Source organism: Simiduia sp. 21SJ11W-1 (assembly GCF_024138675.1).
Classification (GTDB): Bacteria; Pseudomonadota; Gammaproteobacteria; order Pseudomonadales; family Cellvibrionaceae; genus Simiduia.
Genome location: NZ_CP090959.1, coordinates 1,176,514 through 1,201,115, shown reverse-complemented (window position 1 = coordinate 1,201,115; position 24,602 = coordinate 1,176,514). Strand labels below are relative to the sequence as shown.

19 protein-coding genes are annotated in these 24,602 nt (G+C 54.6%); 8 read left to right on the top strand and 11 right to left on the bottom strand.

Annotation, left to right across the window (positions count from 1 at the left end):
* Window positions 1-10 precede the first annotated feature (10 nt).
* From L1F30_RS05355 to L1F30_RS05340, 4 genes are all read right to left on the bottom strand, one after another.
* Window positions 11-319 carry a metalloregulator ArsR/SmtB family transcription factor gene (locus L1F30_RS05355; protein WP_253360340.1) on the bottom strand — a complete coding sequence of 103 codons (309 nt, stop codon included), beginning with the start codon at window positions 317-319 and terminating at the stop codon, window positions 11-13.
* The gene (locus L1F30_RS05350) at window positions 309-842 is read right to left on the bottom strand and encodes a beta-lactamase hydrolase domain-containing protein (protein WP_253360338.1); all 534 of its coding nucleotides are present in this window, start codon (window positions 840-842) and stop codon (window positions 309-311) included. The genes L1F30_RS05355 and L1F30_RS05350 overlap by 11 nt, the downstream gene beginning before the upstream one ends.
* Window positions 843-1,336: 494 nt before the next feature.
* Window positions 1,337-3,442, bottom strand: coding sequence for a VWA domain-containing protein (locus L1F30_RS05345; RefSeq protein ID WP_253360336.1), 2,106 nt, complete (start codon window positions 3,440-3,442; stop codon window positions 1,337-1,339).
* 9 nt (window positions 3,443-3,451) lie between these two features.
* A complete protein-coding gene (locus L1F30_RS05340) occupies window positions 3,452-4,123 on the bottom strand; it encodes a YEATS-associated helix-containing protein (protein WP_253360334.1) in 672 nt (223 codons plus the stop codon).
* Between the two features lie 169 nt (window positions 4,124-4,292).
* On the opposite strand from L1F30_RS05340, the gene ilvB reads away from it, so the two are divergent.
* Together ilvB and L1F30_RS05330 are read left to right on the top strand one after the other, a co-directional pair.
* Window positions 4,293-6,161: a biosynthetic-type acetolactate synthase large subunit gene (ilvB, locus tag L1F30_RS05335; protein WP_253360332.1), complete on the top strand. Its 1,869-nt coding sequence runs from the start codon at window positions 4,293-4,295 to the stop codon at window positions 6,159-6,161.
* A 141-nt stretch (window positions 6,162-6,302) separates the two neighbouring features.
* On the top strand, window positions 6,303-6,608 hold the full coding sequence (locus tag L1F30_RS05330) for a Fis family transcriptional regulator (RefSeq protein ID WP_253360330.1): 306 nt from the start codon (window positions 6,303-6,305) through the stop codon (window positions 6,606-6,608).
* An 18-nt stretch (window positions 6,609-6,626) separates the two neighbouring features.
* On the opposite strand, the gene L1F30_RS05325 is transcribed toward L1F30_RS05330, so the two are convergent.
* The 3 genes from L1F30_RS05325 to L1F30_RS05315 all read right to left on the bottom strand — a co-directional run bounded on the left by L1F30_RS05325 (window position 6,627) and on the right by L1F30_RS05315 (window position 10,908).
* Window positions 6,627-8,093: a PepSY domain-containing protein gene (locus tag L1F30_RS05325; protein WP_253360328.1), complete on the bottom strand. Its 1,467-nt coding sequence runs from the start codon at window positions 8,091-8,093 to the stop codon at window positions 6,627-6,629.
* Between the two features lie 25 nt (window positions 8,094-8,118).
* Entirely contained in the window at window positions 8,119-8,646 is a 528-nt protein-coding gene (locus tag L1F30_RS05320; protein WP_253360327.1) for a hypothetical protein, read from the bottom strand.
* A 150-nt stretch (window positions 8,647-8,796) separates the two neighbouring features.
* Entirely contained in the window at window positions 8,797-10,908 is a 2,112-nt protein-coding gene (locus tag L1F30_RS05315) for a TonB-dependent siderophore receptor (RefSeq protein ID WP_253360325.1), read from the bottom strand.
* Window positions 10,909-11,839: 931 nt separating this feature from the next.
* On the opposite strand from L1F30_RS05315, the gene L1F30_RS05310 reads away from it, so the two are divergent.
* The 5 genes from L1F30_RS05310 (at window position 11,840) to L1F30_RS05290 (ending at window position 19,438) form a co-directional block, all read left to right on the top strand.
* A complete protein-coding gene (locus tag L1F30_RS05310; protein WP_253360323.1) occupies window positions 11,840-13,174 on the top strand; it encodes a lysine N(6)-hydroxylase/L-ornithine N(5)-oxygenase family protein in 1,335 nt (444 codons plus the stop codon).
* On the top strand, window positions 13,174-14,472 hold the full coding sequence (locus L1F30_RS05305) for an MFS transporter (RefSeq protein ID WP_253360321.1): 1,299 nt from the start codon (window positions 13,174-13,176) through the stop codon (window positions 14,470-14,472). Before L1F30_RS05310 ends, L1F30_RS05305 begins: the two co-directional genes overlap by 1 nt.
* Window positions 14,473-14,510: 38 nt before the next feature.
* Window positions 14,511-17,174 (top strand): GNAT family N-acetyltransferase, encoded by a 2,664-nt coding sequence (locus L1F30_RS05300; protein WP_253360319.1) that lies wholly within the window; start codon window positions 14,511-14,513, stop codon window positions 17,172-17,174.
* A gap of 630 nt (window positions 17,175-17,804) precedes the next feature.
* Window positions 17,805-18,215 (top strand): hypothetical protein, encoded by a 411-nt coding sequence (locus L1F30_RS05295; protein ID WP_253360318.1) that lies wholly within the window; start codon window positions 17,805-17,807, stop codon window positions 18,213-18,215.
* Window positions 18,216-18,355: 140 nt separating this feature from the next.
* Window positions 18,356-19,438 (top strand): heparan-alpha-glucosaminide N-acetyltransferase domain-containing protein, encoded by a 1,083-nt coding sequence (locus L1F30_RS05290; RefSeq protein WP_253360316.1) that lies wholly within the window; start codon window positions 18,356-18,358, stop codon window positions 19,436-19,438.
* Window positions 19,439-19,494: 56 nt separating this feature from the next.
* Here the strand turns inward: L1F30_RS05290 and L1F30_RS05285 are convergent, their stop codons facing one another.
* The 4 genes from L1F30_RS05285 to L1F30_RS05270 all read right to left on the bottom strand — a co-directional run bounded on the left by L1F30_RS05285 (window position 19,495) and on the right by L1F30_RS05270 (window position 23,211).
* Window positions 19,495-20,499, bottom strand: a complete 1,005-nt coding sequence (locus L1F30_RS05285) for a cytochrome d ubiquinol oxidase subunit II (protein ID WP_253360315.1) — start codon at window positions 20,497-20,499, stop codon at window positions 19,495-19,497.
* Window positions 20,496-21,860 (bottom strand): cytochrome ubiquinol oxidase subunit I, encoded by a 1,365-nt coding sequence (locus L1F30_RS05280; protein ID WP_253361750.1) that lies wholly within the window; start codon window positions 21,858-21,860, stop codon window positions 20,496-20,498. The genes L1F30_RS05285 and L1F30_RS05280 overlap by 4 nt, the downstream gene beginning before the upstream one ends.
* Before the next feature lie 113 nt (window positions 21,861-21,973).
* A complete protein-coding gene (locus L1F30_RS05275; RefSeq protein ID WP_253360312.1) occupies window positions 21,974-22,507 on the bottom strand; it encodes a GbsR/MarR family transcriptional regulator in 534 nt (177 codons plus the stop codon).
* 131 nt (window positions 22,508-22,638) lie between these two features.
* Window positions 22,639-23,211, bottom strand: coding sequence for a hypothetical protein (locus L1F30_RS05270; RefSeq protein ID WP_253360310.1), 573 nt, complete (start codon window positions 23,209-23,211; stop codon window positions 22,639-22,641).
* Window positions 23,212-23,358: 147 nt separating this feature from the next.
* Between L1F30_RS05270 and L1F30_RS05265 the strand changes: the two genes are divergently transcribed.
* On the top strand, window positions 23,359-24,558 hold the full coding sequence (locus tag L1F30_RS05265; protein WP_253360308.1) for a dipeptidase: 1,200 nt from the start codon (window positions 23,359-23,361) through the stop codon (window positions 24,556-24,558).
* Window positions 24,559-24,602 lie beyond the last annotated feature (44 nt).

Sequence of the window (24,602 nt, the reverse complement as noted above, 5' to 3'; positions counted from 1 at the left end):
TCTGGGTGGGTTATTCGCTGCAATACAGCTGTTTAAGTACTTCAATTACCCGTACGGCCTCATCGCCTTGCAGGCGGTAAAAAACCGATTGCCGCTCTTTGCGCGTGGCCACCAGGCCCGCCTCGCGCAGGCCACCTAAGTGCTGCGACAACGCCGATTGGCTAAGGGGCACCCGCGCGTTCAACTCGCCCACTGAAAGCTCGCCTTCTATCAGGGTGCACAAAATCATCAGCCTGTGCGGATTGGCCAATTGCTTTAGCAGGCTGGCCGCCTCGCCCGCGTGTTCGGCAAGGGCACTTAGCTCGGCCTCAGTGCTCACTGGCGGCCGCCTTTACCTGGGCGCGAATTGCTGATTCAAAGCCCGCTTTCATGCCCATTGCCCGAGCTTCGGCAAGTGCGCTTTCAACATCTTTGCCTTGTGAAATTTGCCAGAGCGCCCAGGTCATGCCCACGCGGTTGCCCGAGCGGCAGTGCACCAGGGTTTTGCCGTTTTGCAGCAAAGCGCCAAACTCGGCCAAACGCTCGGCACTGGGCAACTCGCCCGCAGTGGGCAGGTGGTGCCACTCAAGGCCCAAGGCTTCTGCTGCCGTCTGCTCGCCTGCCACGCCCTCTTCTTGCGTGCGTAAATCGATGATTTGGGTAAAACCTGCAGCCTTGAGTGCAGCCAGCGCCTCGGGCTTCACCAGCCCGCCTGTTGCCAGGCTTGGCGAATGGCTATGAAAATTCGCTACACCTTGGGCCAGCTGGGCTTTGCTAGCCTTAGCCTCTTGGGCGCCAGCCAAGGCTGCCGCTGCCATCAAAAGCGCGCTACCCGCCCCTAAAATCCAGTATTTGAGTTTCATATCTGCTCCTTGAGTGCGTTCAAACGGCCTATGGCCAATAAGATTGCCCTATTAAATTAGAAATACTTAATTTAGTCAATACTAATATAGTATGTTTTTTAACCTCACCCAGAGCAATAGCCCTACGCATGACGTTGATAGGGGGATAGGGCCCCTGGGTTCTAGAGGAGGTTCAGGAAGGCAGGGCTCGCGAAGAACTAGAAACGAGAAACGAGAAACGAGAAAGTAGAAACTAGAAACTAGAAACTAGAAACTAGAAACTAGAAACTAGAAACTAGAAACTAGAAACTAGAAACTAGAAACTAGAAACTAGAAACTAGAAACTAGAAACTAGAAACTAGAAACTAGAAACTAGAAACGAGTTTCAAATAGTCGAGCCCGAAAAGTGCCGGTTGGCAACTAACCGCGCCACTCACAAACTTGCCCAGCCAAAAGTCAAACGCCAATAGCGGTATTGGCGTGGCGCTTTGTGCAATCACTGCACGCTTGCAACCTTAGGGTTTTGGCAGGTCATCGCCTGCATCGCTGCTTTCATCCGGGTCATCATCTTTGGCGGGCGCCAAATCATCCAGGGTAAATTCCGGCGCGTTGTCAGATACATCAATATCGGCAAGCTCATCGGCTGCGGTTTCACTTTCCAGATCCACAGCCCCATCGCCTAGGTCATCGGCCATGGGTAGCTCGGTTAAATCGTCGAGCTTCGGCTCATCGGATGCAGCGGCCTGCGCTTGCTCTTCGGCCGCCATTTCTTGCTCAAGGCCAGCTTCATCCAGATCATCATCTTCTGATTTTTTGCCGCCCATCACCATGCGCCAGGCAAAGTAGGCAAGGCCCAAAATCAGCAGGTTGCCAACGGCCAGTGCGCCGTATAGCACCCATTTTTTGGTATCGGCGGCAGGCTCGGGGTTAGCTACGGGCTCGGCTTCGGGCTCCTGGGAAGACGCCTGTGTGGGCTCGGGTGTGGGCTCTTGTTGGAGTTCGGGCGTGGATTCGGGTGTGGGCGCAGGTGCAACGGCGTGCTTTGGCTCTCCTTTAAATGGGTCTGCACCTTCTGGGTGGGTAAACGCGATGGGCGCAGGGTGATGATCAAACTTGGCACCTTCGGAATCTATTGCGCTGACGCGCAAATCGATTTCGTACTCCCCTTCCTCTGCGGGGCTTAAACGCAGCTCCCATTGATCAGTGGGGCTTAACACCAGCGGCTGAATACTGGAGCGCCCGCTCGGCTCACGCACTTTCGCCACCACCACCGTGCGCGCCTTATCAAGGGTTTGGCCATTGGCGCTCACGCTAATGAGTTGATCTCCGTTGCCCTGGCGCTCACGCTCAACCTGAAATGGCGGCCGCACTGCCAGGTGGTGTGTGAATTCACGGCTAAAACTTTTGCCATCCACATTCAGGCGCAAAAGGTAGCGGCCCTCGTCCTCAAATTGATCAAGGGTACGGCGGTAAATGCCATCGCCCGGGGGTAGCGCATCAGACAGGGTTTCCGCCCACAGCGATTGCTCGCCCTTAAGCAGCGCAGCCTTGATGTTTAACAACCGTAGAAACCGCGCATCACTGATGGTTTTGCCTTTATCCTGCAGCAAAAATTGCAGCTCTGTGGCTTGGCCTTCAAACAAATTGTTGGCCATGGGTTTTACCAACAGCTTCAAGTTGGTAACTATGGTGATTTTGCTGTCTGGATCTAAATCGGCACGCACCAGCCACTCACCCTCAATGGGCTGTTTGATGGTTATCAGGTCGTGGTCGGAAGCCCGGTGCCAGGCGATATAAGGGTCTTTTGTATTGGCCTTGTAAAACTTTTGATCAGGCGAGAGCAGCTCTGTTTGCTGCTCGGGTTTGGCGCGAAAAATCAGCGCGGTAAACTCTTCAATGCTGGAATCTACCAGGAATTTGTTTTCATCCAGCGCCACTTCATCGGCGGGTGCCGATTGCGCCAATGCGCGCATGAAAATTTTGGTGAGTTCGCTGGCATTATTGGCCACCGCGGCCACGCCGTCGGTACCCAAAGACAATGCATTCATCAGCTCGCCGTCGGCGTTATCAGAAAGTGCCACTGTGTGAATTTTTACCTTTTGCCCCTTAAGGGAGGGCAAGACTTCATCCACAATGCGGCGCCACTCGCGGGCGTTTTCTTCCGGGTTGCGGGAGACATCCACCATGCCATCGGTGAGCAAAATAATATTGGTATTAAAGCCGGGCTCTGGCGGGCCGCCATCTTTATTGGCCCGCTCAAGCGCACCGCCAATGTTGGTGAACAGGCCAACGGAATTCACCTGCTGCACCTTGGCCGCCGCGTCTTTGCGCCATTGGTCGTTTACTTCCCGGTGCGGCACCAGCATGTTGACGTATTGGCCGAAGGTCCACACCCCCGCCTTGCTGCCCTCGGGGATCATTTTAATGAGCAGATCCAACGCCGGGCGCCGGAGATTTTCCGGGTCGTTTTGCTTCATGCTGCCAGAGATATCGATGATAACCCGCACATCGGCCTGTTCGGCTACCAGCGCCCCATCGGGCGCTGGGCTACTAACCTGGGCAATTGCCGCCGGTGCACACAGCACCAGCAGCCACACCCATATCACCGACAACCTGTTCATAGCGCGCCCTCAGACAATCATGTCCATCACGCGCCGGCCTTTTTCGGTGACATACCAGCGCACGCCCTTGGAGCCGCTCACCTTGCCCGCCAGGTTGCGCGCAACCAGCACGTTCAGGGTTTTGGCCATGGTGGTTTCATCGGCACTGGCCTCGTGACACAGGCCTGCCATAGAGCGGAAAATATAGCGCCCGCGCCCCAAGGTTTTAAGCACCTTGGCGGAGGTGACATCCAGCTCGATTTCCGCCTCCAGCGGGCCTTGGTTGCCATCGGCCTCTGGGTCTTGCTCGGTTTCGGTGGCAATCAGCGGCATCAGCTCTTCTTGCATCATGCGCAGGTCGTGATGCACGTTGTCTGAAATAGCGCGCGCCTGGGCTGCTTCACGCAAGATGCGCTCGCCCATGTTCACGATAACAATGCGCGAGGCCACCGCCGCAATCAGGCAGTAACCGGTGTAAATCAAAAGCCGCGATGGATCACCCTGAATCTCCATGATCAGATCGCTGTTCACCAGATTCAAAATAACCGGCACCAAAAAGGCCGCCCCCACGCCCATCACAATGCAGCGCGGCAGGCTGGCTGGGTCGTTGTCGTTTTGATTCATTTGATAAAAGTTGATGAGTCCGCCGAATACCCCTGCGAACAACATGACAAATGCCAGTATAAAGATGTGGTTGGCCATGACGCTCTCCCTGATTGTGATTGCCAACTTGTGCCCATGATTCAGTGCCATAGGCAGTAGTTAGTCACTTTAGTTATAGCAGCTATCGCCTTATGCGCAATTTTGAGAAGATCAATTCCCTACCCCACCCGGGCCAAATGTCACCATCGCACCCACAAGGAGCCACACCATGAGTAATCACCCCGTTGATAATGTTACCTACGCCAATAAAGGCACTGTTACCGGCGGCGCGATTACCGACATTATTGAAAGCCAGCGCAAAGGCGCATTGCGCGGCGCACAGTTGCTGGCCAAGGCGATGCAGGCTGAGGGGGTAGACCTGCTGTTTGGCTACCCGGGTGGCGCCAACCTGGAAATCTTCGACGTGCTGGCTGAATTTGGCATCCGCTGCATTCGCACCGAACACGAGCAAGGCGCGGTGCACGCAGCCCAAGGCTACGCCCGCGCCACAGGCCGCGTGGGCGTGTGCCTGGCAACCTCAGGGCCAGGCGCCACCAATCTTGTTACCGGCATTGCCGATGCCATGAGCGATTCCATTGGCATTGTGTGCATTACCGGCAACGTGCCCTCGCACCTGTTGGGTAAAAATGCCTTCCAGGAGGTGGATATCGTGGCGGTTACCCGCCCCATCACCAAGCGCAATTACCTGGTAAGCCGCGTCACCGACATCCCCGAAGTGGTGCGCGAAGGCTTTGCCCTGGCAGGCGGGCGCAGGCCGGGGCCTGTGTTGATTGATATCCCCAAAGACATCCAGCAACACTACCCGCGCGATCACGAGGGCAACTACACGCCCCCCAGAGTGCCGGCGGTAATTGAACCACCGGAGCCCGCCGCCACAGGCATGACCGGCAACCAGCTCGAACAGGCGCTGCGCTTGTTGAGTGAAGCCGAGCGCCCGGTTATCTACGCAGGCGGCGGCATAGTGGCAGCCGGTGCGCACAGTGAATTACTGCAGCTGGCAGAGCGCGCACAGATTCCGGTTACCACCACGTTGATGGGCCACGGCTGCTTTCCGCCCGCGCACCCATTGGCACTGCATACCCTGGGCATGCACGGGGCGAAATACGCCAATACCGCCATCAATGAAGCAGATCTGGTGATCGCCGCCGGCGTGCGTTTTGATGACCGCGTAACCGGTAAGGTGAGCGAGTTCATCAAGCACGGGCGCATCATTCACATCGACATAGACCGCGACGAACTCAACAAAAACAAAGACGTTACCCTGCCCGTATGCGCCGACATCAAACTGGCACTGGAGCAATTGCTGGCCCATTGCCCGTCAGTCACCAACCGACCCTGGGTGACACAAGTACAACAGTGGAAAACAGCCTGGCCCTACCCGCAGCCTGAATGCGACGCAATCAGCCCGCAGTTTGCGATCAACCTGCTTTCAGAAATAACCAAGGGCGAGGCCATTGTGAGCCTGGGTGTAGGCCAGCACCAGATGTGGGCCATGCAGCACTACCAAAGCACGCGTACGCGCGCGTTCTTAAGCAGCTCGGGCTTTGGCACCATGGGTTACGGCCTGCCCGCGGCCATTGGCGCCAAGGCCGCCTTCCCCGAGCGTACAGTAATCGACATCGACGGCGATGGCTCGCTCAACATGACAGTGCACGAATTGGCCACCTGCCACCGTTTCAAACTGGGCGTCAAAGTGGTGGTGATCAACAACCAGTGGTTGGGCATGGTGCGCCAGTGGCAAGACATGATTTACAACAAAAACCGCGCAGGCTCCTCGCTCTCTGACCCGCTGACGCGCGTTAAAGCCGATAACGATATGGATATTTATCCGAACTTTCTGGCCATTGCCGAAGGCTACCGGGTGAGATCTGAACGGGTGCTGCGCAAAGAAGACCTGCCCGCCGCCTTCGAGCGGATGCTGGCCAATCCCAATGAGCCTTACCTGCTGGATGTGATTGTGGCGCGTGAAGAAAACGTCTACCCCATGATTCCCGCCGGTGGCACCTACAAAGACATTTTAATGTCTGATGCCGATCTCAAAACCGTGCAGCCCCAACAACAAGGCAGTAACATCTAAACACATTGCAGACGGCACGCCTGCCGCCTGCAATATTTACAAGCCAGCTCTCACTCACTACTGACACGCTTGGGCTAATCGCAGACTAAAACTCAAACGCCCACCCAATTTCAAAATCAACACAAGGCTTGCTGCAAACCCATGCGAAAAACCCATAAGAAAATAGACAACGCCATTCGCATCGCGCTCACCGGAGTGTGCGAATCGGCGCTCAAAAAGGTTGACGGGTTTCAGTGGCTAACCCACCTCGTAGACTACGGGAACTTCCCCCAAATCCTGGCCGTGGTTTGCATTTTCGAAAACGAATTCTCTGTTACAAAACTCGCGCAATCAGGCCAACAACCCTTTGAACAAGCCATCATAAGTGCACTAAACACCATCAACATACCCATTAGCGTGCACCAAATTACGTTCACCACCGAGCACCAATGGCGCGCGCAACACTAACCGGCAATGGCTGCGCATTTACGTGGCAATGTCTAGGGCTGTGCGCTTTGTCGCGGGCGCGGAATCTACCTGCAGGGGTTTGCGTGAAGTTTTGAGTAACGCCAGTGCCAGCAAAAGTAGCACAAGGTTAACAGCCAGCACCCCACCGGAAAACGCCGCACCACCAAAGGCCAAGACATACCCGCCCAGCAATGCAACCAATACCGAACCCAAAGCCCCCTGATAACGGCGCTTAACAGTCAGCGCATCGCGCTGGTGCCAGCTGGCCACACACAAAGCCAATAAACTCAGCCCAAATACCCACACGCCTGGCCCGTGCAATAGCACCTGCACCGGCGCACTCAATGCCAAGGCCAGTGGCAGCCCCCACACGAAACCCGCCCATAAGCGATCCATCGCGTCGGCGCGCCCGCGCTTGGCAAGCCAAATGTTAATACCGGAAACAGACACCACCGTGAGCCCCAGCCCCAGCAACACGTACAACACTTTTACCCACAGGCCGCCAAAGTGACCAAAGTGCAGGCGATAAACCGAGTAGATCACTTGCTTGGCGGCCGGCCCATCGGAAAAGCCATCGCGCTGAATAAAATTGCCCGCCAAATCAAAGGAAAAGTTTTCTGAATAGATCAACCGGCCCGGCTGCTGCACAAAAAACTCCATGAAGGCGCTTTCGGTACCGGCGTCGTGCAAAATCATAAACAGCGGTTTACCCTCGGGCGAAAGCTCTGCCAATTGGGTGTAGGCCTTGGCAATTTCCGGCGCAGCAACGGTTTGTGTGATTTGGGGTTCGGCACCAAAGGCCTGTTCAATAATCTTTTCCTGATCGCCACCGTAAAAAACCTGGGCGTACACACTCATCACCAACAATGCACCACCAAAATAGGCACCGGTTACGGCAATCATCAAATAAAAGGGGCTGCCCCACACACTTAACCGGTTGTGCAGATCCACCTGCCTTAACTGGTAGCTTTTATTTACGCGCAACCGAAACGCATCGCGCAAAATGCTGGGGTGCGCCAAAAAGCCCGAAATAATCAAACCCACAAGCAAAGCGCCGGCTGCGCTGACCATAATCATGCCAACGCGCTGCGGCAGGTGCAGATTGATGTGCAGGCCGGTAATTAAATGGGAGAAGTCATCATAGGCGCGGGGGCCCTGCCCGCCACTTTCGGTGAGGTAGTAACCGGCCTGGCTGTCTGCCACTTTCATCATGGGCAGAGCGTCTGAGGGAAACACCAGGTAGAGGTGATCTTCCGGCTCACTCATGGCGCCAAACCAGCGATTAAAGCCGCGCTCGGCAGCCGCCGGATCTACCGCTTCATAGGGCTCGGCCAAGGGCTGCTCCCAGCGTTCGATCTCTTCGTAAAATACCGCCAAGGTGCCGGATAAACAAATGGCGTAGAGCAGCGCGCCTAAAAAAATACCCAACCAATGGTGGGCTTTCAGGGCCGGTTTTACCCAGCCTGATAATTTTTGTTTGAACATATTCAATGAGCCACTTTCTACAAATTTAGAGCGCAATCAGCCACAAGAAAACCGACGAGCACACAGCCGCACTGGCAGACCACACAACCGGCGTGCGAAGCCGCGCCGCGCCGCACAACCAAATAGCCAGGCCACCCCAAAACAAGGTTTGTAGCGCCAGCGCCCATATCAGGCGCGCGAGGTGGCTTACCGGTAAAAGTTGCACCACCGCCACTGCCACCAGCGTGCTGGCAAGTGCGGTAAACAGCAGCAAAGCCAATGCGCGCAGCACAAGTTGCCAGCCCCTGCTTGCCTGTGGGGCTCGCGCGCTTGGCGTGTTCAGAAGCTCTACCGGTTTGCCAGTGGCTTGATTAGCCGCGCCATGATTAATCGCCGCCTGCCTGGGCGTGCGAAGTTTTAATCGGTAATGGGTATTTTTATTGGCGCGCCATTGTGGCGCGAGCAACAGCCACACACACACGGGCACTAAAAAGATTGCGAAAATAATGCCGAACTCAACACCCAGCGCCGCCGCCCAAGGCCAACCGCTTAGCAGCAGTAACACCCAGGCCATCGCCACTACCCCTGGCAATTTTCGGGGCTTCCGCCAACACCAATACAAAAGCCCGACACCTGCAACTGTAAGTAGCAGCGCTGCTGGCAAAAAAATGTTTTCCATAGACATGCGGCCCGCATTCACTGCGGGCCGCCCTCGGTTTCGGCATCAGAAGTTATAACTGGCCTTGGCCACCACAGAGCGGCGCAGGCCCGGGAAGCAGTCGCCACGGGTGAGGCAACTGGTGAGGTACTGCTCATCGCTAAGGTTGCGCGCATTCAGGCTAAACGCCCAGTGATTCACCTGAAACCCGAGCATTGCATCAAACAAGGTGTAGGCCGGCGTTTTGTAGCGCAGGCTGTCGTTTTCGGAAATACTGGCCCCTACATGACGCACACCGGCCCCCACTTTCAAACCGGCAATTCGCTCTGGCTGATAATCAACCCACAGTGCGGCCTGGCTTTCCGGCGTGGCGGCCAGGGCAAAGCCGTTGGGATCTTTGGCATCCAATGACGACAGCGCCGCCTGTACATAAAACTCGCCCAGCCGTGCACGCGCCTCAAGCTCCAGGCCTTTTAACGTTGAAATGCCCTGCTGTTGGCCCGCCGTTGCGGGGAGGCTGTTGGGGTTGGGCAGGTTGGAAATCTCAATGTCGAAATAAGCCAGTGTAATTAATGCAGGCAATCCTTCGGGTTCGTACTTCACGCCGGCTTCATACTGGCGGCTTTCTTCGGGGTTTAATTGATCGCCGTTTGCATCAACACCAATCACCGGGTTGAAGGATTCCGCGTAGCTCACGTAGGGCGAGAGGCCATTATCGAAGGCGTACAACAGGCCCGTGCCGAAGGAGGTGGCGCGATCGGTTTGGGTGCTATTAGCTACATCATTTTTCACTTCATCCTGACGCACACCCAGAGTGATGCGCCAGTTGTGCCAGCTGATGTAATCGTTCAAGTAAATGCCTGCATCTTTTACCTGTTGTTCCGGTTGATCCACATACAGGGCATCCATTGTGGCTTGGTCTGGCACATTGCCATACACGGGGTTTGCCAAATCCAGCGCCAGAGAGAAGTCACCCTGCAGGGCGCCGCCGCCGTAGTAATAGGCGCGATTGGCATCGGTGGTTACCGCTTGGTATTGCACGCCCAGCATCAGCTCGTGGCTTAATTCGCCGGTGCTGAAATCGCCACGCAAACGCACATCGGCAGCGGCTTGGTTGAAGGTGTTATCGGCCTGATAAAAACTGCGCGCTACAGTAGTGCTGGTGGCCACGGGCACACCCACCAAATCGTTTAAATAACGGCTGTTGCCCGCGCCGGTAAACACCGCCCAGGCCTGGTGGTAATCGGCTTCGCCCTCACGCCACAAAAGCGTGCCTTCAAGGGATAACGCATCGGTAAGGGTTTGGTTCATCAAAAAGGTCAGTTGGTTGGCGCGGGTGTTGTAGCGGTTAAAGCCGGGTTCGCCTACGTACACATCCTGATCAAGGTAGCTGCCGTCTGCCAAGGGCTCTAAGGTGCCCTGAATGGGAATAAACTGCGAGGCGGTGTCGCTGTCGGTATCTTGCATCATGCCAATCAGCGTATAACTGCTGTCGTCTGTTGGCGCGTAGGTTACCGAGGGCATGAGCACGCGGGTGTTGTCGTCTACATAATCCACTTGCGAGTCACTCTCACGGGCCAGCGCCACCACGCGGTACAGCCATTGGCCAGATTCACTGAGCGCACCTGTGAAATCTGCCTGCAGCTGCTTGCGATCATGGTTGCCAAAGCTCACGCTCAACTCGCCCGCGCTTTGTGCTTTCGGCGTTTTAGACACATAGTTCACAATGCCGCCGGGCGAGCCCTGGCCATACAGCACAGAGGCCGGCCCCTTCAGCACTTCCACCTGCTCCATAGTGAACACTTCAGCACGGGTGCTGTTATAGCTGCCAAACAATTCCTGAATGGAATCGCGATAGCGCGGCACATCCAACCCGCGCGAGCGCACCCAATCGCCCCGGGTCGCGAACCCGTAAGTTTCACCGGTGACACCGGCCATGTAGGTGGTAGCCTGAGAAAGGTTCAGCGCGCCTTTATCGGCCAGCATGGCCGCCGTTTCCACAGAGATAGAGCGCGCAGATTCGGTAATGGGCGTATCGGATTTGGTGGCGCCAAAGCGCGACTGGCTGGCAATAACGCTGACGGTTTCCAGTGTTTCATCACTGGCAAACGCCTTGGCAGGCAGGAATGCGGCAAAGGTGGCTGCGTGTATGGCAAGCACTAACAGGCGGTGGTTCATATAACTCCCCAATTTCTTTTTGGTAATGATAACGATTCGCATTATACATACGAATTTAATTACCACAATACGGGTAGGGAGATTTAGCAAGGGCAGTAAGTAAGAAGAAGAAGAAAAGGAATACGCCTGCCAGCGTTGGGCCAATGGGAATAGAGCCTAGTTGCTAGTTGCTAGTTGCTAGTTGCTAGTTGCTAGTTGCTAGAGATTGGACAAAGGCACCTTGCATACGCCTCTGATTACCCTCGCTTAGCGGCCGCTGCAACCTGCCCCTCTAAAAACCTCTAGAAGCGCCCGCTGAATTACTTGCACAGATAGCCGGGCCCACGGGCCTGCAGCTGCCCCATTGGCTTAATTTGAGACCAGTAACGCAGCGTCTTTTAATAGCAGGCATTGCAACTATGGCAGGCACAACGCCTGGGGCGCGGTTTATTGCGCAACGTCGATTCCCTTTGGAGCCTGCTTGCACGGGTCTATTTACAAAAAGCCCCTAAACCCAAACTGGTGCTGGCCGCAAACAGCGCCCCAAAGTGCATGCGCCCAATTTGTGAAGCAGCCATGCCCGCCTGCTGGCTTAAGGCCAATTTCCAGCGTTCACCCCATTCCCGTGGCGCAATTAATGCCTGTTGCTGAACACCTGCTGCTTAACCTCACCTTTGATGAACGCGGCCACACACTGGCACCCCGCGCACCGCCAACCTTGGCACTTACGTGCCAAACACCCGTTAGCGCCCGCCAGGCCTGGTTGCAAAGGTGCCTGCAGGTGCCCGGCCCAAGCAGTTTAAAGGCCATTGCACATTATTTTATTGAGAATGGTTATTGTTAGCTTTAACATGCGCAACAACTTGCCAAGGCCCAAAACGATCTCAGGCCCTGCACACCAGCATCATGCCAACGCCGTCACTCACGGCCGTTACAGACAGGAGGTAAAAACATGCAGCCACACGTGTATGACGTCATCGGAATTGGGCTCGGGCCCTTTAATTTGGGATTGGCCTGTTTGTCATCCACCCTTACCGAGTTGGACTGCCTGTTTTTGGAGCGCAAGCCGGAGTTCAGTTGGCACCCAGGCCTGATGCTGGAAGCCGCCCACCTGCAAACACCGTTTATGGCTGATTTGGTGACCATGGCAGACCCAACCCACCCGCTGAGTTTTCTGAATTACATCAAGCAACAAGGCCGCCTGTACGCGTTCTACATACGGGAAAACTTTTTCCTGATGCGCCGCGAGTTCAATCAATACTGCCAGTGGGCCGCCACGCAATTGAACAACGTGGTGTACAACCAAGAGGCAGAGGAAATCACCTGGGATGACCAACACCAGTGTTACCGGGTGCAGGCGCAACATCCCATCAGCCAAAAAAGCACGGTGTATTTCGCTCGCAGATTAGTATTCGGTACAGGCCCCGTGGCCAACCTGCCCGCCCCCTGTGCCCGTGCTCGAGAGCGCGTTATTCACAGCCAGGACTACCTGTTTAAAAAACACGAATTGCAAAAGCAGCGCAGTATTACTCTGGTGGGCAGCGGCCAAAGCGCGGCTGAAATTTTCTACGACCTGCTGCAAGACATAGACAGCAAAGGCTACCAACTCAATTGGATCACCCGCTCGCCGCGTATCTTCCCCCTGGAGTACACCAAAATCACCCTGGAGATGACCTCGCCCGACTATGTGGATTACTTCTACAATCTTCCGGCGCCAACCCGCGCCAAGCTGCTCACGCAACAGCACGGGCTTTACAAAGGCATCAACAGCGAGCTGATCAATGCCATTTACGACTTGATGTATATCAAACAATTAAATGGCCCTCTGGATGCACGCATTACCACCAATGCATCACTGCAACAGGTGCAAGATCTGCCCGGTGCGTTAAAGCTCAGGTTTTTGCAGCAAGAACAAGAACAAACCTTTGAGATAGACACCCAGTTTGTGGTGATGGCCACCGGCTACAAATACCGCTTACCGGAGTTTATTCACGGTATTCAAAATCTGATTAACTGGGAGGCACCGGGGCGCTTTGCGGTAGATCGCCACTACAGTATTGACGATCGCAAAACCCTGTTTGTGCAAAACGCCGAGCTGCACAGCCACGGCTTTGCCGCGCCGGATTTAGGCATGGCCTGCTACCGTAATAGCTGCATCCTGCGGGAAATCCTGGGTTACGCGCCCTACCCCATTGAAGAGCGCATCGCCTTTCAAACGTTTGCAGCCAATTCCGAAGGTGTCCGTAGTTTTACCTATGCACAGCCAGGCTGTGAGGTGCGCGCCTGATGCCCTTAAAATACACACTCATTGCACTGACGCTCATCTCTGTTGTTGCAGACACTCTACTACTGCCTTTTTACCCGCAATTTTTTGCCGAAGCATTTTCCGAAACATCCGCCGCTCATGTGGGTGCCTATATCGCTGCCTGCTGTTTTACGGTGATGACGGCCTTTCCCCTGTGGGCGCGCCTGGCCCGCCGGGTGGATGAAGTGCACCTGTGGGTAGTTACCCAAATTGCCGCCGGCGGCCTTGGCCTTTACTGCGCGCAAACCGAATCACTTGTGGGCTTTTGGATTGCTTCGCAATTGATGTTGGTGTTTAAGGCCAGCTACTTGTTGATCTACCCCTATGTGCTGCGCCTGGAAGAAAAAGATCAACACCTGAATGTGGCCGGCTTGTTTTCAGTGCTGGTGCACTTTGGCGCCATTGGTGGCGCCTTGCTGGGTGGCTGGATAATTCAATACTTTGCCGCACAATCGGTGTACTACGTGATGGCCGCCGCCGATGCAGTGCAGGTACTGATTTGCCTGTGGTTGATTGCGCGCCTTAAATTATCGTGGCGCAAACCTGCTGCTTGCGCACTACCCGAAGCTCGCGCTACAGCGGGCGCCCAAAATCTACCTGCCCGTATCTACCAGCGCTTAGGCTTTAACGCTTGGGTGCTCAAGGTGTGCCTGGTTTCTACAGTATTTTACTTCAGCGCATTTTTGGCGCGCCCCTACTTCTCGCTCTACTGGGAAGGCATCAGCGGTATCGATCACAAGCTGCTGAGTGCGTTGGTTTACAGTATTCCCGCCTGGATCGCGCTCGGCTGCCTCGCCTATGGGCATTTTTTCCAAGGCGCGCACAAACATTTTCAAAAAATACTTCTTGGCACACTGGTGGCCATGGTGGGCTTGGTGCTACAGGGCAGCGGCGAGGCCTACCTGATAGTGATTGGCCGCTGCTTGTTCGGCTATGGGCTCTACCAATTCATGGTGCGCTTGGAGGTGATTCTGTTTGAACGCAGCCAGCCTGAACAATACGCAGCCGACTTCAGCAAGGTGCACTTTTTTCAAAACCTGGGCGTTATTGGCGCGAGCGTGAGCGTGGGCTTAATCGTGGATTCACTGGGCCTGGTGTACACCTTTGGTGCGGCGTTCATGGGCTTTGCAATCGCACTTTTGCTGTTTTATGGGCTGTTTGCTGGCGAGTTTCAAACCACTAAGCCCTGCCCACAAGCCTTGGGCGCAACCTCTACAAGCCCGAGCACCAGGGCATCACCCCAATTACCTGAAGCAGGCCCCCACGCCAGCTCCCTATAACCGCGAACGAACCCGAATAATCCAAGCAGGAGGCCGATATGAATCCTATACCTTTGCCAAACCAAAATAATGCCCGCCAGCCCCGCACAAACAAGGGCGGCAGCAATCAGCACCGTCGCTTCAGTTTTCGCCCGCTTAATCCCGAATCCGACAGTAAACTGATTCACAGCTGGGTAAGCCAACCCTATGCCAGCTACTGGGGCATGCAGCACTTTTCTGAGGCTCAGGTGCAGGCCAGTTATCAGGCTATGTTGGCAGAACCTGGCCGCGCCGTGTTTTTAGGCTGCGACGAAAACTGCAAGTATGGCACCACGCGATTTTTGATGGAGCGCTACCGCGTTGAACAAGATCCGATTGCCGATTGCTACACACCCGAAGCCTCCGACATCGGCATGCACCTGCTACTGGCACCGGCCAGCACACCTGAACACGGGTTTTCTCTGGCGGCAATGCAAAGCGTGATGGAATTTTTGTTTTCCGATGCCGCCATCCAGCGCGTGGTGGTAGAACCGGATGTTCGCAATGAAAAAATACACGCGCTCAACAAACGCGTGGGGTTTTTCCACAGCCAGCGCATTCAACTGGGCGAGAAAACCGCCTACCTCGCCCACTGCACCCGCGCACAGTTTGCAGCCTCACTCACGGTAGCCGAGCGCATTGCAGCACCCGAGGTGTTGGCGCACAAGGCTGCAACGCCTGCCCATGGGCCGCAGGCCTTGGTGGGCACGCCAGCGCTTGCAGCCGAATCATTGACGCCGGAAATCTGGGCTGTGGTAAACCGCAATCTTATCCGCAAGGCGCTGTCGGAGCTTTCACACGAACGCATACTTAAGCCTGAACCTATATCTGCTAACAACACAAAAGCCGCCAGCGAAGAAGAAATCCACCCTGAACATCTACACTGGTACCAGCTTACGCCCTCGCAAATTAATAGTTCAGCGGGTAACACCTCAACAAGCGCTCACCCAAAGAGCGCACCACTTGATGCAACAAATACACAACCCAGGGTGCAATACCGCTTTCAAGCGCGACGCTTATCACTGGATCACTGGCACATTGAGGCTGCCTCTATCAGCCGTTTTATTGACGATGAACCCCAGCCGCTGGATGCAGTTGCCTTTATTCTGGAGATTCGCGGCTATCTGAACATTGCCAAAGAACGCTTTCCCATTTATCTCGAAGAAATTACCAGCACCCTGTGCAGCGCCGCCTACAAACTGCACAGGCCCCATATGAACGCAAATGATCTGGCGCTCGCAGATTTTCAAACCATCGAGTCTGCCATGACCGAGGGCCACCCCTGCTTTATTGCCAACAATGGCCGTATCGGTTTCGATGCCGCAGACTACCGCGCCTTCGCACCGGAAGCGGGCGCCCCCATTACATTGCTGTGGCTGGCAGCGCACAAATCGCGCACGCACTTCGCCTGCACACCAGATTTAGATGCCACCACACTTTTTGAGCAGGAACTGGATCTCAGCACCCGTGAACAATTCAACAACCAGCTGCGCGCAAAAAACCTCAACCCCGATGACTATTGGCTTATGCCCGTACACCCCTGGCAGTGGTTTAACAAACTTGCCAGCGTCTACGCGCCGGAACTTGCCAACGGTAATTTAATCATGCTGGGTTACGGTGACGATGCCTACTTCGCCCAGCAATCCATACGCACCTTTTTCAATGCCAGCCAGCCACATAAACGCTATGTAAAAACGGCACTTTCGATACTGAACATGGGCTTTATGCGCGGCTTATCTGCCTACTACATGCGCGCCACCCCGGCCATTAATCAGTGGCTGCGCGAGCTGGTAGATGCCGATCACTACCTGCAATCACTCGGCTTCGACATACTGCGCGAAGTGGCCTCTGTGGGCTATGAGCTGCCCTATTACGATCGTGCGTTGGTGGGCGACAACCCCTACCGCCGCATGCTGGCAGCCCTCTGGCGGGAAAACCCCACCACGCGGCTTGCACCAAACCAGCGCCTGATGACCATGGCGGCCCTGTTGCACGTGGATGAGCACAATCAAGCCTTGCTGCCTGCACTCATTAAAGCCTCGGGCTTTAGCACCCACGCCTGGCTTGCCGACTACCTGCGCGTCTACCTCACGCCGCTTTTACACTGCTTTTACCAATACAAACTGGTGTTCATGCCACACGGCGAAAACCTCATTCTGGTATTGGAAAATCACAGGCCTGTGGGCGTGTTTATGAAAGATATTGGCGAAGAAATTTGCCTGCAAAACAGCCACATGAATTTACCGGAGGCCGTAGCGCGCATTGCCATCGACCTGCCAGAAGAGATGGAACTGCTGGCTATCTTTACCGACGTGTTCGATTGCTATTTCCGGTTCTTGGCCGCCACAGTAGACGAGCATACCGAACTCACCCACGGGGACTTCTGGCAACTGGTAGCTGATTGCGCATACCAATACCAAGACGATCACCCGGCACTGGCACCGCGCTTTGAACGCTATGATATGTTTGCCAAGGATTTTTCACTGTCGTGTTTGAACCGGCTGCAACTGAAAAACAACTTGCAAATGGTGAACCTGGAAAACCCGGCCGAAAGCCTCACGCTGCACGGACGCCTGGCCAATCCTTTGAGTGCATTTCGCAGGCAACCTAGTAACGAAAGAGATGCCAGAAGCGTAGCGTCGAACCATTTCGCGAAGAAAGCCAGTGCGAAAGTTCCGGCCTGACCGCCCATGAACCAGCATCAAAGCTGCCATTTGCACAAGCACGCAAGCCCCACACAGGTGTATTGGCACAGCCAGCTAAACCGTGTTGCACAGGCCATGCACAGCAGCCTGCAATTGATGGCAAACCCGGCACCATCAACACAACAGCTGAGCCTGAGCCATGTTGTTGAAGGTAGGCAAGCGCAAGTGGCTTGCCTGCTGGATGCAATGTTTGCGCAAGTAAAAACACACGCCCCAAACACGCGACCCGACTACTGGCCTACCGCTGTTTGGCGGCAAATGATCTGGCAGCCCGTGTACCTTTGCATTGCGGCAGTGCACGGGCTGGGCCGTGCACTGCCCATTAGCCACTTGACGATAACACGCGCGGCGGACGGTCGCCTTTGCATACTGGCAAGCGCGCCCAGCAGCGCTACACCTGCGATAAAGAGCAAAGTTTCAATGGGGCCAAATTGCAGCGCACTGGCGCTTACTGCCGCGTCCTTCGCGCCATTTATTGAGCAGTTACTGCAAGCATTTAACAACTACCAACAAGCACAACATCATCAAGCAGGGTACCCAGAGTCAGTACTGGCCAGAACTATCAGGCCTTACGCCTCGTGCCCTAAGCCAGATTTAAAGCCTGAAATAATGATCCAAAATTTTCCAAAAATTAGCCAACCCAATAGCCGAGGCCTTGTTGCCGACACCATTATATTTGGCCTGAAGGCCTTCGCCGAGGCCAAGGGGCTTGGCGACTATTGGCTAGCCCAAACCGGCCGCCGTTGGTGCCTGGGCGCGGGGCTAATTGATCGCAAGGGCAACCCCTTAAGCTACTGGCAAGCGCCAGATTCCAGCTCAGATTTTTCACAAAATCTGCATAGGTCGCAGCCCTCAAATAAACCATTACTCACCGGTACATTAACGCGTCGCGCCTGCTGCAAAGATTTTCTGGTAAGCGTCAACGCCTGCGCCAGCTGCCCGCTTGATCAAACTGCTGCAAAGGCCAAGGGCATTAGTGAAAGGGTTAAACAAAATGATTATGCCGCTGTAAAGGCATAAAGCCCTTGCCTACATCGCACTGATCCACGGCTGAGGCTTTTGATGCCCAGTCACCTAACGTTTATACCGCCGAAGGGATGCCTTTAATGACACCGACTGCACCTGTTACAAAATCAATATTCACGCCCAAGCCAACCTCAATGCAAACGCACACGCCCGCGCGCATTCACGCCATAGATTCCGGCCGGGGCCTGGCGGTTTTACTCATGGTGCTGGTGCACACACTTTGGATGTATGCAGATCACAGCACCCAAACCCGATCGTGGCTAGGCACATTGGTGCACATCATCGGCAAGGGCAGCGCTGCATTTTTGATTTGCATGGGCGTATCACTTGTGCTCGCGCGCAACCAGTCGGCCAGCTACCGCGCCCTGCGCGGGCTATTCATACTTGCACTGGGCTTTATGCTCAACAGCCTGAAATTTGTACTGCCCATTGCCATGGGTGTTATGCCACATGCATTTATTCAGGCCTACGGCTGGCAGGCACCACTCACCTTTACGCAATACCAGTACCTGCTTTTTACCGGTGATATCTTGCAGTTGGCGGGCGTTGCCTTATTGCTATTGGCACTGGCCCAGCCGCTGCTCACAAAGAAGCGATACATCGTGATGCTGGGTTTAATGATGGCTGCATGTGCAAAAGTTTTTGCAGGTATGCAACTGGGTATTACAGGCCTGGACTACCTGTTGCGGTTGCTGTTTTCCGATAGCTGGCAGGTGTATTTTCCAGCATTCCCCTGGATGAGTTTCATATTGTTTGGCATGTTTTTAGGCAGGCTCATAAGTGAACGAGGCCAAGACGCCAACATACTTGCGCGCCTGCCATGGGTTGCTGTGCCACTGCTAATTATTGGCGGCGCACTGTGCTACACAAACTTTAGCTACCACTTTGGCGATTTCTTCCACCTGGGGCCGGGCGGCGTGTTTTACTTGTTGGGCATCAATTTGCTATTGCTGTGGGCCATTCACACGCTGCTAAATAAACCCACAACCTTTACCCGCTTGTTGAGCTATTGCAGCCGCCGGGTTACGAGCCTTTACATCATTCAATGGACGCTTATTTGCTGGGGCATGGCGCTGGTGGGTTATAAAACACTCAACAGCACCCAAACACTTTTGGCCATGGTGTGCACTTTGGCCGCAACCTTTACGGTGCAGCAACTGGTTGATCTAGCGCGATCCTTTCTCGCTCGGCCTAGTGCAGCGGCATTTAACAACTAGGGAAGAGTGGCAGTAGGCCATGCTAGAGGTTTGGCTCTGCCACACAGGCAGCCGAGTTAATAGTAACGTAAGTCCTCGCTCTTGCCCCAAAACACACGATAGGAAAACACCGTGTAGACGATAATCATGGGGAGCACGATCACCACGCCCCACAAGATAAATTGCAGAGATGCCCCATGGCTTGCGGCATCAACAGCCAGCATTTTCCCTGGAATAACATATGGAAAATAGCTGTAGCCCAGGGCAATAAACGCCAGCAAAAAAAGCCCCACCACACCAATAAACGGCTTGCGTGAACTCTTGTGGCACTCAGGTGTAATCTGCAGAACTGCCAACGCTGATTCAACAAACCAAAGGCACCCCATACCCAGCAAGGGCAGCAAAACAAGCAGCACCATGGCATAGCCCTCCAGCCAACGCTCAGCCACCTCTGGGCGCACCACCAAATTAAATGCGCTAATAAATACCAGCCCCAGCAATGTTAGCGCGCCCGAAAGCCGCAACCAGCGCAAAGCCCGTTGTAAAATGGCGCCTTCAGTTTTCATAATTAACCAGGCACTGCCAATGTAAAGATACGCAGCAGCCACACACAATGCGCTTAACATAGCAAAAGCTTGCGCTAACAAGCCACTTTCAAATCCGGCCACAAAGCGGCCAAGCATATAGCCTTGGGCCAGGGCCGCCAGGGCCGAGCCAATGCGAAAACAGTGATCCCACAAAGGGCGTAACGGCGAGATGGCTTTAGCCCGAAAATCAAAGGACACGCCGCGCAGTATCAGCCCCACCAATAACGCCAAGGCCGGCAAATACAGCTCGCGCAAAATCACGCTGTGCGCGCTGGGAAACGCAATAAGTAAAATACCCACGGCCAACACCAGCCAAGTTTCATTGGCATCCCAAAATGGGCCAATGGAGGCCACCATACGATCGCGCTCAGCCTCTGTGCCAGAGAGCAACATACCTACGCCCAAATCGTAACCATCGAGCAGTGCATACATAAATACCGCCACACCCAAGAGCCCCCAAAATACCAGCGCCAGTGTTGAGATATCCATAATCATGCGCTCACTCCTTCTGCCCGCGTAATTTGCACAGGCGTTGCTGTATCATCAGTTTCATATTCTTCAACGGCCACCGCTTTACGTGCCATGTAAAATACCGTGTGCACATAGGCAACCAATAGCCCTGCATACACCAGCCCATACACGCTAAGTGAAAGGCTCACATTGGCAGGCGCAATCGTTGTTACAGCATCTGCGGTTTTTAACACACCGCTTACAAGCCACGGCTGGCGGCCAATTTCGGTAACGTACCAACCCGCCAAGGTGGCCACCCAACCTGAGAATGTCATCGCCACCAGGCTGCCCGTAAGCCAACCAGGTAAAGTGCGCGCCCCCCGCCCGAACCATACGCCCGCCCAAGCCACCAACAGCATTAGCACACCCACTGCAACCATAATGCGAAAGCCAAAAAATACAGGCTTTACCGGCGGGCGCTCGCTAAAGCTACTGAGCCCCTTCAATTCACCGTTCGGGTTATGCGTAAGAATGAGGCTCGCAAGCTTTGGCACCCCCAAGCTTAAGTGATTGGTTTGTGTGGCTTCATCCGGCCAGGCAAATAACAACAGCGGTGCGCCTTTTTCCGTATGCCAAATACCTTCCATGGCAGCAATTTTTTGCGGCTGATGTGCGAGGGTATTCAAGCCATGTAAATCACCTACAAACATTTGCAACGGCGCAAGCAACGCCGCGGCAACCAATGCCACGCGCAGGGCTTTGCGGGGCGCCTGTTTAACATCACCGTGGCGCAGCCGATAGGCTGAAACTCCCGCCACAAAGAAACATGCGGTTAAGCCTGATGCCAGCAACACATGCGTGAGCCGATAGGGCATTGAGGGGTTAAAAATAATTTCCCACCAATCAAGGGGCACAGCCACTCCCTGTTCCATTGCATAGCCTGCAGGCGTTTGCATCCAGGAGTTGAGCGCAATTATCCAAAACGCTGACAGGCTTGTACCCACGGCTACCAATAAAGTGGCCAAAGTATGCAGCCATGTCGGCACTCGATGAATACCGAAGAGCATAATGCCAAGAAAGGTGGCTTCCAGAAAAAAAGCCGTGAGCACTTCATAGCCCAACAGCGGCCCGGCAATATTGCCCACGGTTTCCATAAAGCCAGGCCAGTTGGTACCAAACTGGAAGCTCATGGTAATGCCCGTGACTACGCCCAAGGCGAAGGTCAGTGCAAACAACTTTACCCAAAACCGGTAAATGCGCATCCACACCGGGTGGCCACTCAGCTGGTAGCGTAATTTGAAATAAAACAACAACCAGGCAAGGGCAATGGTGATGGCGGGAAAAAGAATATGAAAGCTGATATTCAGCGCAAACTGTATGCGCGATAAGGTAAGCGTATTGAGCAGTTCGGATTCCACGGTGCCTCCAGTTAGGTAGAGATGCAGGCCTAACCGGCCGCCGGCGCACAAATGACTGCACCAATTTTATGAAGCGACATTATTCTCTTGTGAACCACAAGCTAGCGAAACACCTTGTCTTTTAGCTCCAGCACCCGGCCCACGCCTGCACCAAGCTTTAACAGCGCCTGCAATTGCGCAGGCTTCAAGCGCTGCACATCATCCAACCAGCGGGTAAAGAGTTCGAGTAAATCGTGAATTTCCTGCATGCGTTGGGTTGCGTAGCTGGGAGCTTGATCGTCTTGCAGCATGAGTTGCCCACGCAACAGGCTTAAGGTTGGGTCTACCTCACGTTTGCGACGCTCACTGAGCACCTGTTGCGCCATATCCCACAAACTGCCGTTGGGGCCGTAGTAATCCTTGCGATCACCTGGGCTGCGTACCACGCGAATTAACCGCCAACTTTGCAGCTCTTTGGCTGCCATGCTGACATTGCCCCGCGAAATTCCCAGCGCTTCGCTGATGTCATCCGCGCATAGGGGCGCCTCGCTGAACACCACCAACGCCAGCACCTGCCCCACAGACCGATTAAACCCCCAACGGCTGGCCATCTCGCCAAAATGCAGTACGCAATCGTGAAGCTGGGCTTTGGTCATAGGATCGCCTTCTAAACTTTCAATATTTTCTGAAAGTTTAGAAGGTAATAAAGGGCAGCGCAAGAGGTATGCAACTTTTAAATGGTAATACCGTGGAATGATTTGCGGTGGCCGCCTATCGGCCGGGGGTGCTACAAATCGGGGATGCTGACCAACAACTGCTTTTGTTGGTGATCCAGCAATTCAAGCTCCAGCAGCACTACTCCTGGCCTGGGCTGTGTCAAACGGCACTCAAACACATAGTCCACTCGGGCAAGTGTTGCCACAGGTTCGATAAACACCCCCCAATAGGGGCGATATAAAATCAGATCAACAGCACCTTCAACGGTAAAATCTTCTCTATTCACAGCGATTGCAGCAACCACACCGGACGGCAGCTCTAGCGTTGCCAGCGACCTTTCTGGTGTGCTTTGCCATATCCAAAATTGGATTCCGGTAAAAATAACAGCCACCAGTGCAATCGCTTTTAACACGTCTTCACGCTTCAGTAAAAGCACCAAGCCCAGTGAAAAAACAACCAAACTTCCCACGTCAGCAAGCAAATCAAAAAAGCGATGGTGCTCAGCGAAGTGCCATCTTGCAGTTATGCTTGTGAATGCATTAAAAAACCAGATAACTAGCGGAAAGCAAAGGGCCAACCAGCCAAAAAATATTCTCAATGTTATTGCCTTGGAATAGTAATAGAAGAAACTGCCAGCAATCATAGTCTTCAGCCACAAACTTTAGAAGGGCAAGGCGCAAGGGTTGCCCCCGGCCGGTAAACAGATTGCAAGCCACAATACTGGCGTGTCTATTTTCATAAGGTAAGATGTGGCCATTACCACCAACACAACAATAAATACAGGAACCCCATGGCTCATTCACGGCGCGCAATCATTAAGTACTCGCTCACAGGCCTGATCATCATCCTTATTACCGCGGTAGCCCTGGCGCTTTCCATTGGCCCCGGGCTTGCCGAGCGCAGCATGAATAAGGTGCTGCCATTAAGTGCTACTGCAAGCATGCTAAGCGATGAAGCCAAGGCCTTACACGAGCAGCTATTTATTGCCGATTTACACGCAGATTCGCTGCTTTGGCAGCGCGATCTCACGGAGCACGCCGGGCGTGGCCATGTAGACTTCCCGCGCCTGCACGCGGGCAATGTGGCACTGCAGATGTTTACCGTGGTAACCAAAACGCCCGCCGGGCTTAACTACCACCAAAATCACGCCGATGCCCGCGATAACGTCACCCTGCTGGCCTTGGCCCAGCGCTGGCCGCAAGACACCTGGCAAAGCCTTACAGCGCGCGCACTCTACCAGGCAGAAAAGCTGCACACCTTTGTGGCCCAGGCACCCGGCCAGGCCATGCTGGTGCGCAATCAGGCAGAACTTGTCCAGCTACTTCAACGCCGTGCAGCCGGTGAGCCTGTGGTGGGCGCCATGCTCGGCACTGAAGGCTCGCACGCGCTCGATGGTGAAATCGGCAATATTCAGGTGCTCTACGATGCCGGTTTTCGCATGATGAGCCTGCAGCACTTTTTTGATAACGCCTTGGGTGGCTCGCTACATGGCGCAAGCAATGCAGGCCTTACGGATTTTGGCCGCCAGGCGGTGCTTGAAATGAACAGGCTCGGCATCATGATTGACGTATCCCACTCCTCACCGGCGGTGGTGCGCGATACACTCTCGCTTTCAAGCACGCCGTTGATCGTGAGCCACACAGGCACCCACGGCCACTGCAATAGCCGCCGCAATATTCCCGATACACTCATGCAGGCCATCGCCAACAAAGGTGGCTTGATTGGCATTGGCTATTGGGCGGGTGCCATTTGCGACGACTCCCCAACGGGTATTGCCCGCGCCATTGCCGCAGCCGTGGCACTTTTGGGTGAGGATGCGGTGGCCCTTGGGTCTGACTTTGATGGCGCCGTTGCCACCCGCATAGACACAAGCCAGTTGGTGCTCATTACCCAGGCGCTGATGGCCGAAGACCTGCCGCCTGGCACCATTGCAAAAGTGATGGGCGGCAATCAGTTGCGGTTTTTACAGTCACAGTTGCCGCGTAAATAAGGCAATGTGAGGCTTGAGCACGATGAACGCCCCGTCATTTATTG